The 15,034-nt window shown below is 46.9% G+C and carries 9 protein-coding genes; all 9 read right to left on the bottom strand.

The window, feature by feature from the left end; all coding sequences use genetic code 11:
* Nucleotides 1-2: 2 nt before the first annotated feature.
* The gene (locus tag A6K76_RS01715) at nucleotides 3-950 is read right to left on the bottom strand and encodes an ATP-binding cassette domain-containing protein (protein WP_066461471.1); all 948 of its coding nucleotides are present in this window, start codon (nucleotides 948-950) and stop codon (nucleotides 3-5) included.
* Complete coding sequence (locus A6K76_RS01710) at nucleotides 950-1,957, bottom strand: ABC transporter ATP-binding protein (RefSeq protein ID WP_066461469.1); 1,008 nt, start codon at nucleotides 1,955-1,957, stop codon at nucleotides 950-952. The genes A6K76_RS01715 and A6K76_RS01710 overlap by 1 nt, the downstream gene beginning before the upstream one ends.
* Nucleotides 1,958-2,431: 474 nt before the next feature.
* Nucleotides 2,432-3,865 carry an alpha-amylase family glycosyl hydrolase gene (locus A6K76_RS01705; protein ID WP_066461467.1) on the bottom strand — a complete coding sequence of 478 codons (1,434 nt, stop codon included), beginning with the start codon at nucleotides 3,863-3,865 and terminating at the stop codon, nucleotides 2,432-2,434.
* Nucleotides 3,866-4,045: 180 nt separating this feature from the next.
* On the bottom strand, nucleotides 4,046-4,399 hold the full coding sequence (locus A6K76_RS01700) for a YisL family protein (RefSeq protein ID WP_066461465.1): 354 nt from the start codon (nucleotides 4,397-4,399) through the stop codon (nucleotides 4,046-4,048).
* Nucleotides 4,400-4,477: 78 nt separating this feature from the next.
* Nucleotides 4,478-5,377, bottom strand: coding sequence for a fumarylacetoacetate hydrolase family protein (locus tag A6K76_RS01695; protein WP_066461464.1), 900 nt, complete (start codon nucleotides 5,375-5,377; stop codon nucleotides 4,478-4,480).
* Between the two features lie 58 nt (nucleotides 5,378-5,435).
* Nucleotides 5,436-6,575: a DUF418 domain-containing protein gene (locus A6K76_RS01690; protein ID WP_066461462.1), complete on the bottom strand. Its 1,140-nt coding sequence runs from the start codon at nucleotides 6,573-6,575 to the stop codon at nucleotides 5,436-5,438.
* A 339-nt stretch (nucleotides 6,576-6,914) separates the two neighbouring features.
* A complete protein-coding gene (addA, locus tag A6K76_RS01685; protein ID WP_139108630.1) occupies nucleotides 6,915-10,580 on the bottom strand; it encodes a helicase-exonuclease AddAB subunit AddA in 3,666 nt (1,221 codons plus the stop codon).
* Entirely contained in the window at nucleotides 10,577-14,083 is a 3,507-nt protein-coding gene (gene addB / locus A6K76_RS01680; protein ID WP_066461460.1) for a helicase-exonuclease AddAB subunit AddB, read from the bottom strand. The genes addA and addB overlap by 4 nt, the downstream gene beginning before the upstream one ends.
* Before the next feature lie 308 nt (nucleotides 14,084-14,391).
* Nucleotides 14,392-15,012 (bottom strand): TVP38/TMEM64 family protein, encoded by a 621-nt coding sequence (locus tag A6K76_RS01675; protein ID WP_066461457.1) that lies wholly within the window; start codon nucleotides 15,010-15,012, stop codon nucleotides 14,392-14,394.
* Nucleotides 15,013-15,034: the final 22 nt, after the last annotated feature.

The raw sequence follows: 15,034 nt of genomic DNA, 5'->3' as shown, positions 1-15,034 counted from the left end.
AATTAAAACGCCCCCTTCGCTTTAGCTGCTACTAAGTGACCGTTAGATCCTGCTACTGGCACTAAATCGTATACGCGGCCATTTTCATCGAAGTAATGTTTATGCTCTGCTTGGTAATGCTTCTCCACTTCAATACGTGTGCGTTTACGCTCTGCACGACCGATTGGATTGACATCTGGAATGGCCGATAATAAGCGCTTCGTATAAATGTGCTGTGGATTTTTGTAAATGTCCTCTTTAGAACCTGACTCTACGAAACGTCCACGATACATAATCGAAATGTGATCACACATATGTTTAACGACACCTAAATCATGCGAGATGAATAAGTAGCTTAAGCCGTATTCATTTTGAATGTCTTTCATGAAGTTTAGCACTTGTGCTTGTACTGATAAATCAAGCGCTGAAACCGGTTCATCAGCGATAATTAATTTCGGATTTGTCGCAATCGCACGCGCAATACCTAAACGCTGCTTCTGTCCACCTGAGAACTCATGTGGATATTTTAGCTTCGCGTCCTCTGGCATGCCGACAATCGCTAATAGCTCGCTAATTTTTTTCTCTTCCTCAGCAGGCGTTAAGCTTAAAAAGTTACGAATTGGCTCTTGTAAAATTTCTTTTACGCGCTTACGTGGATTTAAGCTTGAATGCGAATCTTGGAAAATCATTTGAATTTCGCGGTTGTAGCTTGAACGACGATCGCGACGTTTATTCGTTACGTTTTCGCCTTCATAAATAATTTCACCGCTCGAAATTTTTTCTAAGCCGATAATCGATTTACCTGTCGTTGATTTGCCGCAGCCTGATTCGCCAACTAAGCCGTACGCTTTACCGCGCTCGAACTCCATTGAAATGCCATCTACTGCATACACATTATCGACAACTGTATTAAAGAAGCCACCGCGAATTGGGTAGTGCACTTTTAAATCGTTAATTTGCATAAAGCTCATTATGCGTTACCCCCTTCAAAGTGAAAGTTTTGCCAGCACGTACAACGAACATGATGCCCTGGTGCTACTTCATGCAACGTCGGCGTCTCCTCGTGCTCTGACGCTTTCACCCACGGCACGCGCGCTGCAAATCGACAGCCTTGGCGCGGTAAGTTCATAAGCGATGGCACGATACCTTGAATGACGTTTAAACGCTCACCCTCTGCTGCACCCATTTGTGGAATCGAGTTAAATAGTGAGCGTGTGTACGGATGCTTCGGATTTGTAAATAGCTCCTCAACGTCCGCAATTTCAACAATTTGTCCTGCATACATGACGGCAACACGGTCTGCAACTTCCGCTACAACCCCTAAGTCATGCGTAATTAAAATAATGCCTGCGCCTGTTTCATCTTGCAGGTCGATCAACAAGTCTAAAATTTGCGCTTGAATCGTTACGTCGAGCGCTGTTGTCGGCTCATCAGCAATGATTACTTTCGGTTTACACGCAATCGCAATCGCAATGATGACACGCTGACGCATCCCTCCTGATAATTGGTGTGGGAATTGCTTAGCAACACGTGGCGGATTCGGAATACCTACTTGCTCTAAAAGCTCTAATACGCGTGCTTTACGCTCAGCTTTTGACATGCTCGTATGATAAACTAACCCTTCCTCAATTTGGTCGCCAATGCGCATTAATGGGTTTAATGCCGATAGCGGGTCTTGGAAGATCATGCCGATTTCCTCGCCGCGAATTTCATTGAACTCGTCCTCGGTCATTTTCGCTAAATTTTTGCCTTGATATAAAATTTCGCCTAATACGCGCGTTTTATTATGATCGTGTAGCCCCATAATTGACGTCGCTAATGTACTTTTCCCACAGCCTGATTCGCCAACAATTGCTAAAATTTCGTTCTTCTTTAACGTCAGCGATACACCATCAACTGCATCGAAATACGTATCTTTAATTCGAAAGCCTGTGTGCAAATCGTTAATAATTAATAGTTCTTCATTCGTCGTTTTCAAATTGTTGCTCCTTTCAAGCAAGCGGTATGAGAATATTGTGACAATTTCATTTATAAAAAAATCGTCTTCATCGTGCTAAGCCGCTTCCTAAATTTTCAGTCAATTGATCCTACAAAAACACACTGTTACACATTATACCTTTGTCAGAAAGGGTGCGTCAACATAGATGTATGAATTATTCTAACATAATGACATTTTAGTAGTTTATAAGAGGCTTGACAACTAGTTTTTGCGCATTTCAACACTTTAAACTGCTAAATTAATACGTTATTTACTGAATATACAGACAAATTATGTTCGTTTAGCGATAATAAATTTCAGCAAAATAAAATTGATTCGCATAATATTTTGACGTAAATGCCCCATTTATAAAGCGCTATCATTTTTCACTTACGCTTAGTTGTACGTTGTCGGAGGACTAGCAAAAAAAAGCTATGAACCATTTCATTGTACGGTCATAGCTGGAAATTTTTATTATGTGGCTGTCGGTCGTTTCGCTCGGCGTATTAATAGCCAAATGAACGCGATAAAAATCACATACACAAAAGCCATTACCCCCATGTAAGCAACATTAAACCCTTTTTCTTCTTTCACTTGGTATAGCTCAACAATTTCGCGATCGACGACGAGGTTGTATTGCCCTTGCTCATCGACACGTACGATATCTTTTTCAAATAATCCGTGTAGCTCCTTTGACTCATGGAACATCGACGCAGGCACTGCATAGTTTTGTGTCTCACCGGTGTTGTTAATCGCTACGACCCACGTTTCCTCGTCGTTGCTGCGCGTGAACACGATAAAGCCGTCCTGCTCGTGCAGCAATTCAAACGCACCTGTTCGTAGCGCCGCCGATTTGTTGCGCACCGTTTGCACATCGGCAATGTACGAAATAATTTCCTCATCAACTTTAAAATTTTGAATTTGATGTGACTGTGCCGCTGTTGCACCGTTCATCGAAATTTCGGTGCCGTACGTCATCATCGGCACGACCGGCATCGTCAATAGCGCCCCCATTGCGACTTTAATGCGCGTCGGTGGAAACACATTCGCCTCTGCTGCTTTATGCGTTAAACGCGGTGACGTTAACGTATCGACTGCCGCAACGCTCGCTTGCGATGTTACAAGCTGTGCTAGCTCGCTCGTCGGCTGTGACGGCTGCGCGAACATGCGGCTCCAAACGTCCACGTGCGCTTCATTTAATGCCGCATCAACTTGTGCTGTCGTCGCCTCGTTGCTTACAATTTGAATGTTCGGCGTAACGTCTCGCAGCGCCGCAATGATGTCGTTTAACACCGGTGCTGGCACGTTCGTCGTTTCAGTAAAGCGCAGCGCTCCAAATTCATACGTTTGCTGGAACTGAACGATTGCTTCACGTAACGCTGCGACGAACTGTGCATTCGTATAATCCCACTGCACAACATTATCGACTACAGTTCCCCACGTCGGGTGCTGCGCAAGCCATTCATGATTTGCACTGACGCGATTCAAACGCACATCTGGCATGACGCGAATTTGCTTTTTGTGAAATGTTTCGACGACGTGCTGAAGCTCTTGCTGCGTACCGAAATGCGGCTCTAGTTCTGTATATGACGTCACCATGTAGCCGTCATACGTATCCGTCGCAAATACTGAGCCGATTGCCGCTGTCGTAAAGCCGAGTGATTGAATGTAGCTTACCTTTTCCGCTAAGCCCGCAAAATCCCCCCCTGCAAAGCTCGCTGGATTTTGCGTATCAACTTGCTCATCGTTCACAATCGTGCCGTTGAAAAAACGGTCCACGAGCAAGTCGTATATACTTTCATCCTCTATTGCTCGTTCCTGCTGTGCATAGGCAGTCGGCGCTGTCATTGCAAGCGCTCCGATTGCGATACATGCCGCAGCACGACGCAGCGTATGTAGCATTCCCATATCCATATCCCCTTTACGAATTTAGTCTTTTTGTCGCTGAAGTCGCTTCGCTTCGACCATCATAATAATGAAAAATAAAAATAAGCCACCGATAATGACGAGCCACATATGCTACGCCTCCTTTTTCATGATTCAAAAAAAAACCGCGCACCATTGCTGGATACGCGGTTTTAATAAAGGCTAGCCGAAGAAGGCAAAACCTGCTGGAAGCTTGAAGCCGTAGAAAATTGTTACAAGTACAAAAACAACTAATAACGCCATAAATACGCCAGCTGATTTTCCTTTTTGCTTCTTGCCTAATACCATTTCCATCATACCAATTGTTAAAATGGCAAATGTAAACTTAATGTCATATTCAAACGTTGCACGGTACTCTAAATAAAGTGCGACACCTGTGAAAATAGCTAATACGTAAAATAAACGTAACGCCATGTGTACACCTTTTGAATATTTCGAAAATGCTACCGCAAATAGCACGATCATCACTACCCATGACGTAATGTGCGCATGTGTAGTCGTTGTTAAAAAGTCCATCGTTTCCCCACCTCATAATATGTTAGTACATACATCATCGTAACAGATATTAAGTGGTGATTCAAATTGTTGCGAACGTTATTCGAAACGATTTACGAGCGTGCCGATACCTTCAACTGACACTTTTACAACGTCGCCGCTCTTTAAGTACGTTGGTGGGTTCATCCCTTTACCAACTCCTGCTGGCGTACCTGTTAAAATGATGTCGCCTGGCTCAAGCGTTACGTACGTTGAAATTGTTGAAATTAACGTATCAACTTGGAATAACATATTTTTCGTTGATGCATTTTGACGAATTTCGTCGTTTACTTTTGTAACGATCGTTAATGCGTGTGGGTCTGGTAATTCGTCTTTCGTTACAACGTACGGTCCAATTGGGCAAGTGCCGTCTAAGCTTTTGCCTAAGAAGAACTGCTCGTGGCGGTATTGCACATCACGCGCTGAAATGTCGTTTGCGATTGAATAACCGAACACGTAGTCATACGCTAAGTTTTTCGGAATGTTTTTGCCACCTTTACCGATGACGATTGCTAATTCACCTTCATAGTCAAGTGAGTTTGTTTTATGTGCATGCAGTGGTAACGTTTGCTCGTCCGCTGCAATTGTTAATGGTGATTTCGTGAAGACGATTAAATCTTCTGGTGACACGCCGCCCATTTCTGCTGCGTGGTCTGCGTAATTGCGACCTACACAAATGATGTTTTTTGGTGTACGTGGAATTGGTGATAGCCACGTAATGTCTGTAAATGCTCGTTTAAACTGTGCTGGATTTTCATCCTTCGAAGCCGCTTCAACTAATTTACGAATTTGTTCGACGAAGTCTAGCCCTTTTGCCACACCTTCTACCATCGTTTTTGCAAACTCAGGTAATACAGCTAACTGTTCTTGAATAGCAAGAACATCCCATACTGCCTCTTCTTTTTTGACTTTTAGTCCAAATCGAACTTGATCGTTGTAAGTAAATGATAAAAGTTTCATCTCATTAAGCGCTCCTTTTGACTTTTTTTCATCATACCGCAAATCGTCAGAAATTTCCTCATTTTCGCTGAATTATTTTTCTGTATGTCAGTCGTTTCCATATTATCTCTAACGGTCCTTGCGTAAATTTTAAGAAATACAGCTCCGCGGCGATCACTTGCAACACGTAAATACCGACTGCAAGCAATACCATCGATTGCACATCGAGCTTGCCGTACAGCGACGCACCGTAGCTTAGCGCCGTCATGATGACAGACTGCGCAATATACATCGAAAGCGACATTCGCCCGATGCTTGCAAACGGCTTCATTACGTTTAGCATTGCTGGCAACATACAAACGAGCACGATGACACTTGCGTAGCCGATTGCAACGAGCGGGCCACCGATGTACGTTTGCACGTAATAATAAAAATACGTGCTGTCGCTTAACACGAACAAGCTTTTAACGTAAATGCCGACGCCGAGTGTAACGACAGCGAGTGCGAACCAAAATGCTTTTAGTTCGCGCGCACGTTCAATAAGGCGCCATTTTGATGCAGCTGCCCCGATGAGCATGTACGGCAGCAGCGTCGTGAGCCATACGATTGGTTGGAACATGAATGCGAAGTCCTCGCTGCGCTGTGCAAGCTGGTCGCCCCATGAGCCGAGCGTATATGCTGTCACGACGTCTTCAATCGCTTGCAAATCAACGTACGTATCCATTTGCACGCTGCCGTATGTCCAGTAGCCGAGAAACACGAGTGCATATAGCTGCCAGATGCCGTTTATGACGATGGCGCTAACGAGTAACGCAATCGGCTTTAAGCGAATGAACGCAAGCAGCACGAACGCACAAATGGCGTACGCAAATAAAATATCGCCCCACCAAAGTACAACACCGTGCAGCAAGCCGATCACAAGTAAAATCGTGAAGCGGCGCGGCGCAAACGAATAAAATGACGTGCCTGCTTTTACGTATTGCATCGCGACCCCGTAGCCAAACAGCATCGCAAATAGCGGGTAAATGCTGCCTTGTATGTAAATGGCAATGTTTTCGTACGCGACGAGCTCAAACGGACTGCCGCTATACCATGCATATAAGTCAATGTACGGCATCGGTAGTAAAAAGCCGAAGACGTTAATGACTAAAATGCCGAGCAAGCAAAGCCCGCGAATGACGTCGAGTGTATGGATGCGATCGGTGTAAGTTGTGTACAAATCGTTTCACCCTTTCTTCATTCAATGTTTTCTTATTTTTTCATAACTGATATACGTTAACAAGCTGGCCCTCCACATCGAGGCATGCTTTCCGCGGGCTCGGCTCAAGCCTCCTCGACGCTCATAACTCGCGTCTGTGGGGTCTTGAGACACGAGCTATTCCCGCTGGAGTCAGCCTCTCATTCCGTGCCACCCAGTTTTACTTTCGACTTCAAATCTGTTACTACTCATTCTCATTACATGTTCCAAACACCGTTCATCGATGAAAAAAGATTGTGCTAATGTCACAATTCGACTTTTAACACAATCTTCCTTCATATCATAAATTGATGCAACAGATTAATTCATCACAACGGTTTCCCCGTGCTGCACGGCGTAAATGACTTTTTGTGCAACGGTTGCGTTCGTAATGCTTGCGAGTGCTTGTGCATATGTCGCAAGCTGCATGTCGTAGCGACGCGTTAGCTCTTGCTGTAAGTTCGCCTTCGCAATGCGGTCTGTTTTGTAATCGAGCAGTATGAGCGTGCCGTCTTGCTGCTCGATGACACAGTCGATAATCCCTTGAATAATTTGCCCATCTGCCGCGTCGTCATCTTTTACGAGCATCGTAAACGGCAACTCGCGCCATAGTCGACGTGCTGCTTGGAATTGCTGCCCGATTACTGAGGCGAAAAAGCGCTCAAAATGCTCCGGCTGTAATACAGAAGCTTCCGATGCGGTTAAAATTTCACGCGTTATGAGCGATTGAATAAACGGCTCGATGTCCGCGCTAGACGCAAATCCTTGCTGCGGCACGTGTTGCATCGCCGCGTGAAATGCCGTTCCGATTTCTGCTGCAGTTAACGTTTGCTGCTGCATAAATTGCGGGCGCGGCGCTTCTTTTTGCTGCATCGGCGCCGCTTCGACAAATAGCTCAGGCTCGTCTAATAACTGAAGCTGCTGCAAACGTTTCAGCTCGCTCACAGACGTTTTCGAGCGCGTGTTCGTTGCCGCTTGCTGCTCATACGTCGCAGAAAATCGTCGCGCCACTTCCTCCACGTAACATGTATCGAGCGTATGCTTATTTTGCAGCTGCTCGTTCGTGATCGCTTGCTGCTGCGACGTTAAATCCGCCGCATCGACAATCGTCACGCGCCATTGTGCTACTTCTTCGCCTTCGAGTGATGCTTCAAAATCGTCGTGGCGTGCAATCGCAGGTCCGAGCCAATCTAAATAGCTATTTGCTTTTGCGCGTAAATAGTTTGGCAACGGCTCTCCTGCTGCGACGTGCTGCTGCTCACGCCATGATGTGATCGCTTTGTCCGCATCTTTCACCGAGCCGACTAAATAAAGCTTTTCTTTCGGGCGCGTCATCGCAACGTATAAAATACGCATTTCCTCGGCGCGCATTTCGAGCAGCTTTTTCTCCTTAATTGCTAAAAATGGCAGCGATGTGTATGTGATGCGATGCTCTGGGTCAATCGCCTTCACCCCGATGCCGTACTTTTGGTCAAATACGTACGGGTTGTTGAAGTCCATTTTGTTGAAGCCTCGCCCCATACCTGCTGCGAAGACGATCGGGAACTCCAGCCCTTTTGATGCGTGAATCGTCATAATGCGCACGACGTCTTCTTCTGCACTAACAGAGCGTGCTGTTCCTAAATCGTCTCCGCGCGTTTTCATGCGGTCGATGAAGCGTAAGAAGCGAAACAGTCCGCGGAATGCTGTTTTTTCATATGCGAGGGCGCGGTCGTGCAGCACGCGTAAATTCGCCTGACGCTGCTTGCCGTTATGCATCGCGCCGACCATCTCGTAATAATACGTATCTTCATAAATAAGCCAAATTAAATTAGCGAGCGATTGGCGCTTTGAGGCGTCGCGCCATTTTTGTAGCAGCTGTAAAAAGCGCTGTAGCTTCTCGGCTGTACGCTGTGCAATGCCGCTTCGTCCATCGCGCACAAACGCATGTAGCGCCTCATAAAACGGTACTTTTTTGTCCGCAATGCGAATCGTCGCAAGCTCATTTTCAGTTAAGCCGACAAATGGCGCACGCAACACAGATGCAAGTGCGATGTCTTGATACGGATTGTCGACTACTTTTAACGTGTTGAGCATAATCATCACTTCAAGCGCCTCGAAATAGCCTTTTGATAGCTCGGTATAAAGCGGCACGTTCGCCTGCTTAAACTCCTCGGCAAACTCCGACGACCACGTCATCGAGCGCATTAAAATGACGATGTCGCGGTACTCAAGCTTACGTTGCTTACCGTCTTTCCCTTTTACCGTGACACCTGCTTCCATCATGCGCTGAATTTCACGAATGATGTAGCGCGCTTCAAATTGTGCCTGCGTTAAGTCGTCCTCGTCGCCGTCTTGTTCATCTTCTAACTGCGTCACAATCGCAAACTCAATCGGCTGAGGCTGTGGCACATCGTCGTAGCCACCGCTATATTTTAGCGACGCATCATCATCGTAATTGAGCTCGCCGACTGCTGACGTCATGAGCTGCTCAAACAAATTATTCGTGCCGTGCAACACTTCTTTACGCGAGCGGAAATTCGCATTTAAATCAATTTTCAAGCCACTATCGCCTTGCTTATAGTCCTCGTATTTGCCTAAAAATAAGCGCGGTTCAGCTAAGCGGAAGCGGTAAATCGACTGTTTTAAATCGCCGACCATGAACATATTGCCATCACTCGCACCGCCGCTTTTCACGAGCTGTAAAATTGTCTCCTGTAATAAATTGACATCTTGATATTCGTCAACGAGCACTTCTTTAAATTTTTGCTGTAAATCGAGTGCGACAACAGACGGCTCAAGTGAATTTGGCTGCGTTAAAATTTGCAGTGCGTAATGCTCTAAATCCGAAAAATCGACGAGCGCACGTTTTCGCTTCACTTCTTTGTAGCGCTCACTATAATCTTTCGTCAGCTGCACGAGCGTCGCAATGATCGGTGCCATGCGACGAACTTCGTTTACGAGCGTTGCAGGCTGGCGCATAAAATACGTGCTCGCTAGCGTCGTCACTACTTTTTTCGCCTTGTCGCGCTTTGCTTTTGCACGTTCTTGTAAGTCTGGGTCGCCTGCTTCGTCCTTTTTAATGCTCGCTAATCTCGTCCATTTCACATTCGTAACGGCGTCGTGCAAGCTTTGCCACGTACCGCTTTTTGCAACAGCTAATAACGTGCGCATCAGCTCAAAATCTTGCACAAGCGTCGCGCCGTAGTTTGCCGGTCCATCTGGCAGTAACGTTAGCTCGCGCATTTCCTCTAAATAGCTCATCGCACTTTCAAGCTCGAGTACGATTGCTTTTTTTACGTCGTCAATAAAATGTAAATCGTCTACGGTCATGTCGTCTGCTAGCTCGTAGCTCTTCACTAAATTGTTCAGCCATTCGTACGGCTTCGGCTGCACGCGCGACATGTCGTATAACTTTTCGATTAAAATTTCAATCGCCTGGTCGTCGCGATCAGACGTGAAGCTATCAACGAGGCGATACATATCGAGCTGCGAAATGCTATGCTCCTCATCGTACGCAAGCTCTAGTACTTCCGCTAGCACATCGTCACGAAGCAATGCCGCCTCCCCTTCGTTCGCAATACGAAATCCTGGATCTAAATCGAGCATGTACGCATATTGCTTGACGATCGCTAAACAAAACGAGTGCAGCGTCGAAATTTGCGCTTTGTTCACTAAGCTGAGCTGACGGCGTAAATGATGAATCGTTTGCTCGTTACGTAGCTCGCTCGTCATTTGTGCCTTTAACGCTTTTTCAAGTGCGGCTGCCATACGCTGGCGCATTTCGGCTGCGGCTGCGTTCGTAAACGTCACGACGAGCAATTCGTCACAATCAATCGGTTCGCTATTTGTGCCGATTACTTTTTCAATCATGCGCTGAATGAGCACCGCTGTTTTACCAGAACCTGCTGCTGCTGAGACGAGCGTATCTTGCCCGCTTGCGTAAATCGCCTGCCATTGCTCGTTCGTCCATTGCACGTCGCTCGGCTTTTGTGGAATGTTCATCATTCACCGTCCACTTCCTTTCGAATCGTTTCAACAAATTGCTCCTGCTTCATCGGCTTTAAGCGGCGATATTGCTGCTGCCCATCTGACGGGTCAAACTGGCAAATCGCCTTGTACTGGCAATACGTACATGCCGTTTTGTCCTTCAAGCGGTATGGCTCGATGCTCGTGTCACCTGCTAAAATGCCGTCGCCTGCTTCTTTATGCTTTTTGCGCACGTATTGTTGCACGTAACGCATATCTTCCGTTTCAATTACTTTTGAGCGCTCCGTATAAATCGAGCCGTCTTTTTTTAGCGTTACTGGAATGATGCTCGATTTTGCTGGCTGCTCTTCTAACGTGTCGTCCATTAAATAAATCATTTGTTCGTTCGTCGTAATGAGCCCGCGCATGCGATATTCCTCTAAACGCGCCGCTTCTAATGCGTATTCATCGATTTCTGTTTGCAACGTCAGCATCGGGTTATGCATATGCACGTATAATACGCCTGCTGGTTCTACATCGTCTTCATCGTTCAGTAACGTATGCGCGTTTTCCATCGCCACGTCTAAATACGTCATGAGCTGTAGCGACAATCCGTGATACACTTCCGATAAATTTAAATCGCGCGCAGATGACTTGTAATCGACGACGCGTAAATACGTTTTATCGTCAATCGTCGCGCGGTCGATGCGGTCAATGCGCCCTTGTAAATAAAGCGTATGATCGTTTTCAAGCGCAATTTTTAGCGGTGGCATCGCCTCACCAAAGCCGAACCCTTGCTCAAAGGCGAGCGTCTGAAAATGCGATTTTTGCGCGTGATGTGTGAGTGCAAGCATCGTTCGCTCCACGATATGCATAAGCTTCTTTTGAATGTAACGGTAACGCGCACTGCTCAGTAAAATTTGATGCGAAAAGACCGGCACAATTTCTTCGATCGCCTGCTTCGTTAATAGGCGACATTGCTCCTTCGACAGACGATTCCACTGCACGCCAAGACGCTCCGTTTCCTCGGTAATCCACTTCATCGCCGCATGGAATAAATCGCCCATCGCAAAGTTTTCTAGTCGATACTCCGCGCGTTCCTCTAGCTTTAGCCCGTACGTCGTAAAATGTGAAAATGGACAGCTAAAGAAGCGTTCAATGCGCGATACGCTCGACGTTAGCTTCTCTCCGTATAGCTCCTCTGTGACCGCTTCTGTTAGCGGTTCGCCTTTATTTTGCTTACGAAGCGGCTGAATCATTTGCTCAAACATATTCGACCACGTTACATGCTGCTCGTAATAATGCTGCACCGCTCGCCAAACTGCAGGAAGTGGCTCCCCTTCTTCTAGCTGACGCAGCTGCGATACGATAAACGGCATTGCAGTGCGCGGATGCTGTACGTAATGCAGTACGTCCGGCTCGCTTTGTAAATCTTCCGCCGGGTCAACATACATGCGCAGCACATTCGCGTTCGGTACGAGCTCCTTTAAGCGCTTCGTATACATTGATGGCAGCAGCGCCTTACTTTCCTCATCAGCGAGCGGGTACGTTACAAATAAGCGCTGTGATGCGGACGTGAGCGCTGTATATAAAATGTACGGTTCCTGCAACAGACGATTTTTCGACGTCGGTGCAAGCTCAAACCCTGCCTCGGTAAAATAATCGCGCTCGCGGTCAGATAATAGCCCTTCATAGTCAATGCGCTTCGGGTACACGCCGTCGTTCATACCGATGACGAATACGGCTTTCATATGCGCAAGACGAGCTAAATCTGCCGTCACAATCATCACTTGGTCGAGCGTCGGTGGAATGCGTGAAAACTCGAGCGATTCAAACCCTTCATCTAAAATATCAATCATATCGTCTAGCAGCAATGCCTCATCGCCAAACATATGCACGAACTGGTCAAGCACTTGTAAAAAGCCGCTCCATGCTTGATCATGCTCCGCCGCCTCATACAGCTGAACGTCGCTAAATTCGCGCTCCTTCATATACATCACTTTTTCGTATACGCCGCACTGTTCGACAAGCGTATAAATCGCTGTTGCCATATCGCGTGCATTTTTCGCCTGCGTTAATTGCTCCTGAAACGCTTCAAGCGGTGGCACGACAAGCTGACGTAGTGCATCGATTTCTTGCTGAATGGCGCGCTCCTCATCCGTTTGCGTCATGCGGTTAAACTCTAAGCCGCGATATTTTTTATAATACCAGCGCGCATCGTCCTTCCAGCGCCCGCCGTAAATGCCGTGCGAAATGACGTAGTTTTCCATGCGGTCCGCTCGCTCACGCCAAACGGTACGCTCCGACGCTAACGGGAAAAATAAATCGGTCTTAATGCTGCGGAACATCGGCTCGTACTTCCACCCTGTCATCACCGCTTCAAGCGTCGAGCGCACAAATTCAATTAACGGATGATGCAGCATCGGCTTTTTCGTATTGCCGAAGTACGGAATGTCGTGCTGCTTAAAAATCGTCGCAAATAGCGGGTCGTACACATCGCTTTGACGCGTAATAACTGCCATTTCCTTATAGCGCAGCCCTTGTTCTGTTGCAAGCTTGCGAATTTCACGCGCAACCGCACTAACTTCAGCACGACGGTTCGACGCTTCAATGATCGTTAACGCATCGCCGCTTTGTACAAACGGTCGTGCCGGCTGCGTCTCAAAATGGCGCTCCACGTGCACGAGTGCGTCTGCCTTTACGCTATCGTTCGCGTAGCACACTACTTCTTGCTCGACGTGTAAACGTAGCTCCTGTGCCGCCTCATGTAAGCGCAGCGCAGTCGATGCCGCCTCATGAAAGAGCGCCTGGTCGTTATGCGCCTCCTCAATCGATTCATACGGCAACACGATCGTCACGTTCGCCGCCACGCGCAGCAGCTCCTTCACTAGCGCAAACTCACGCGCCGTAAATGCTGTGAAGCCATCAATATAAACAGCTGCTTCCTTCATTTGCGTCGACTGTGCTAAATTCTCGGTCAGTAGCGGATAATACCCTTCGCTGTCAACGTACGTCGTGCCAAGGCGCTCCTCCACTGCCTCGACGACAACTTTTAAATCCGCCGTTTTATTCAGTAACGTTTTCGGTGCATCGAGCGATTGAAATTTCGTCAGCACATCGTCAAGTAGCTCCGACGTCACATTGTAGCGCCCGAACTCCTTTAACAGCGCTTCAATTTCTGCTGTAAAGCCGCGCTTGCCTGCTGCTTGGCGAAATAGCGAAAATTGCTCCTTGTTCGTATCAAGCAGCTGACGAATGAGCATTTTGTAGCCGACACCGTTTACTTCACGCCTTGCGATGCCACCTGTTTCTTGCAATATATACCACGCTAAACGTTTAAACGTTAACACTTGCGCACGAATGAGCCCTGGTATTTCATGCATATGCATTAAATCGTATTCCGTCGTGTACGACATTTGGTCTGGCACGATGACGAAAATCGGTGCGCCGAGCGGGTCGTGCTTACATGCTTTTGCAATTTCTCGTTGAATAAACTGCGACTTGCCGCTTTTGGCGCGCCCTGAAATAATTCGTAAACTCATGTTCATCCCCCTTTAAATTGAATGATTGTTCCTCTTATCATTATACAACAAGCATGTTAATTAGCCTTTAAACTGGCAGTGCGCGTATGACGGCTCACTTTCCTGGGGCTCCCTCGACGTTCGCACCTCACGTCTGTGCGGTCTTGAGGCACGAGCTTTTCCCCAAGGAGTCTCGCCGCACGCACTCTGCTACGACTATGCAGCATTGCTTTTCGTTTTGCTATGAACAACAATCGCTTCAGCTGTAAAAAAACAAACGTGACACAACAAATAAAAAAAGCGACATGCTGTTAACATGCCGCTCACTGTTACTGCTGTTTCTTTTGCTGTTCAATTGCTTCAAAATCACGCTCGACACGTTTGTTCAATCGGCGCTCGAAAAACTTGCCGATCGCCCACATCGCAATAATTGCGACAATCGATAAAATGAGCTTCGTCGGATTCGTCAGCAACTCGCGCAAATCGTAGCCGATGTAGCTAATGAACAAAATCATCGCGCACTTTCCCGCAAACAGCACGATAAAATAGTTCACTTTCTTTATGTTCGAAATACCTGCGACGACGTTGACGAGCACAGACGGTGTAAACGGCAAGCAAATGAGCACAAACAACGGACTTAAGCCGTTCGTGTCAACCCAATGAATGAGCTTATGTAGCCGCTTCTCTGTAAAACGTCGCACAATCGCCGTGTCGCGGAAGTAGCGCACGAGTAAAAAGACGCAATACGAGCCTGCAACGGTTGCCGTCCACGTTAATAAAAAGCCCCATAATAAGCCGTATGCGCTCGCATTGGCGACGACAAATACGACGAGCGGTAAAAAAGGTAAAAACGATTCGATGAAAGGTAATAAAAAGCCAACGATTGGTCCGAGCGCTTCGTAATACGCCGTCAGCCGGTCCAATTGGTCAAGCGTTAAAAAATCCGTCATGCAGACCACCTCTTCTTTTTTT

Origin of the sequence: Caryophanon latum (assembly GCF_001700325.1) — a bacterium.
Classification (GTDB): Bacteria; Bacillota; Bacilli; order Bacillales_A; family Planococcaceae; genus Caryophanon; species Caryophanon latum.
Note: the sequence above shows the minus strand (reverse complement) of the source record. Positions and strands in the feature narration are given on the sequence as shown.

What these genes read in the sequence shown, in the direction of transcription:
- A6K76_RS01715 (WP_066461471.1), bottom strand. Translation starts at nt 950, where the DNA reads ATGAGCTTTATGCAAATTAACGATTTAAAAGTGCACTACCCAATTCGC.
- A6K76_RS01705 (WP_066461467.1), bottom strand. Translation starts at nt 3,865, where the DNA reads ATGGGAATGCTACATACGCTGCGTCGTGCTGCGGCATGTATCGCAATC.
- A6K76_RS01700 (WP_066461465.1), bottom strand. Translation starts at nt 4,399, where the DNA reads ATGGACTTTTTAACAACGACTACACATGCGCACATTACGTCATGGGTA.
- A6K76_RS01695 (WP_066461464.1), bottom strand. Translation starts at nt 5,377, where the DNA reads ATGAAACTTTTATCATTTACTTACAACGATCAAGTTCGATTTGGACTA.
- addA (WP_139108630.1), bottom strand. Translation starts at nt 10,580, where the DNA reads ATGATGAACATTCCACAAAAGCCGAGCGACGTGCAATGGACGAACGAG.
- addB (WP_066461460.1), bottom strand. Translation starts at nt 14,083, where the DNA reads ATGAGTTTACGAATTATTTCAGGGCGCGCCAAAAGCGGCAAGTCGCAG.
- A6K76_RS01675 (WP_066461457.1), bottom strand. Translation starts at nt 15,012, where the DNA reads ATGACGGATTTTTTAACGCTTGACCAATTGGACCGGCTGACGGCGTAT.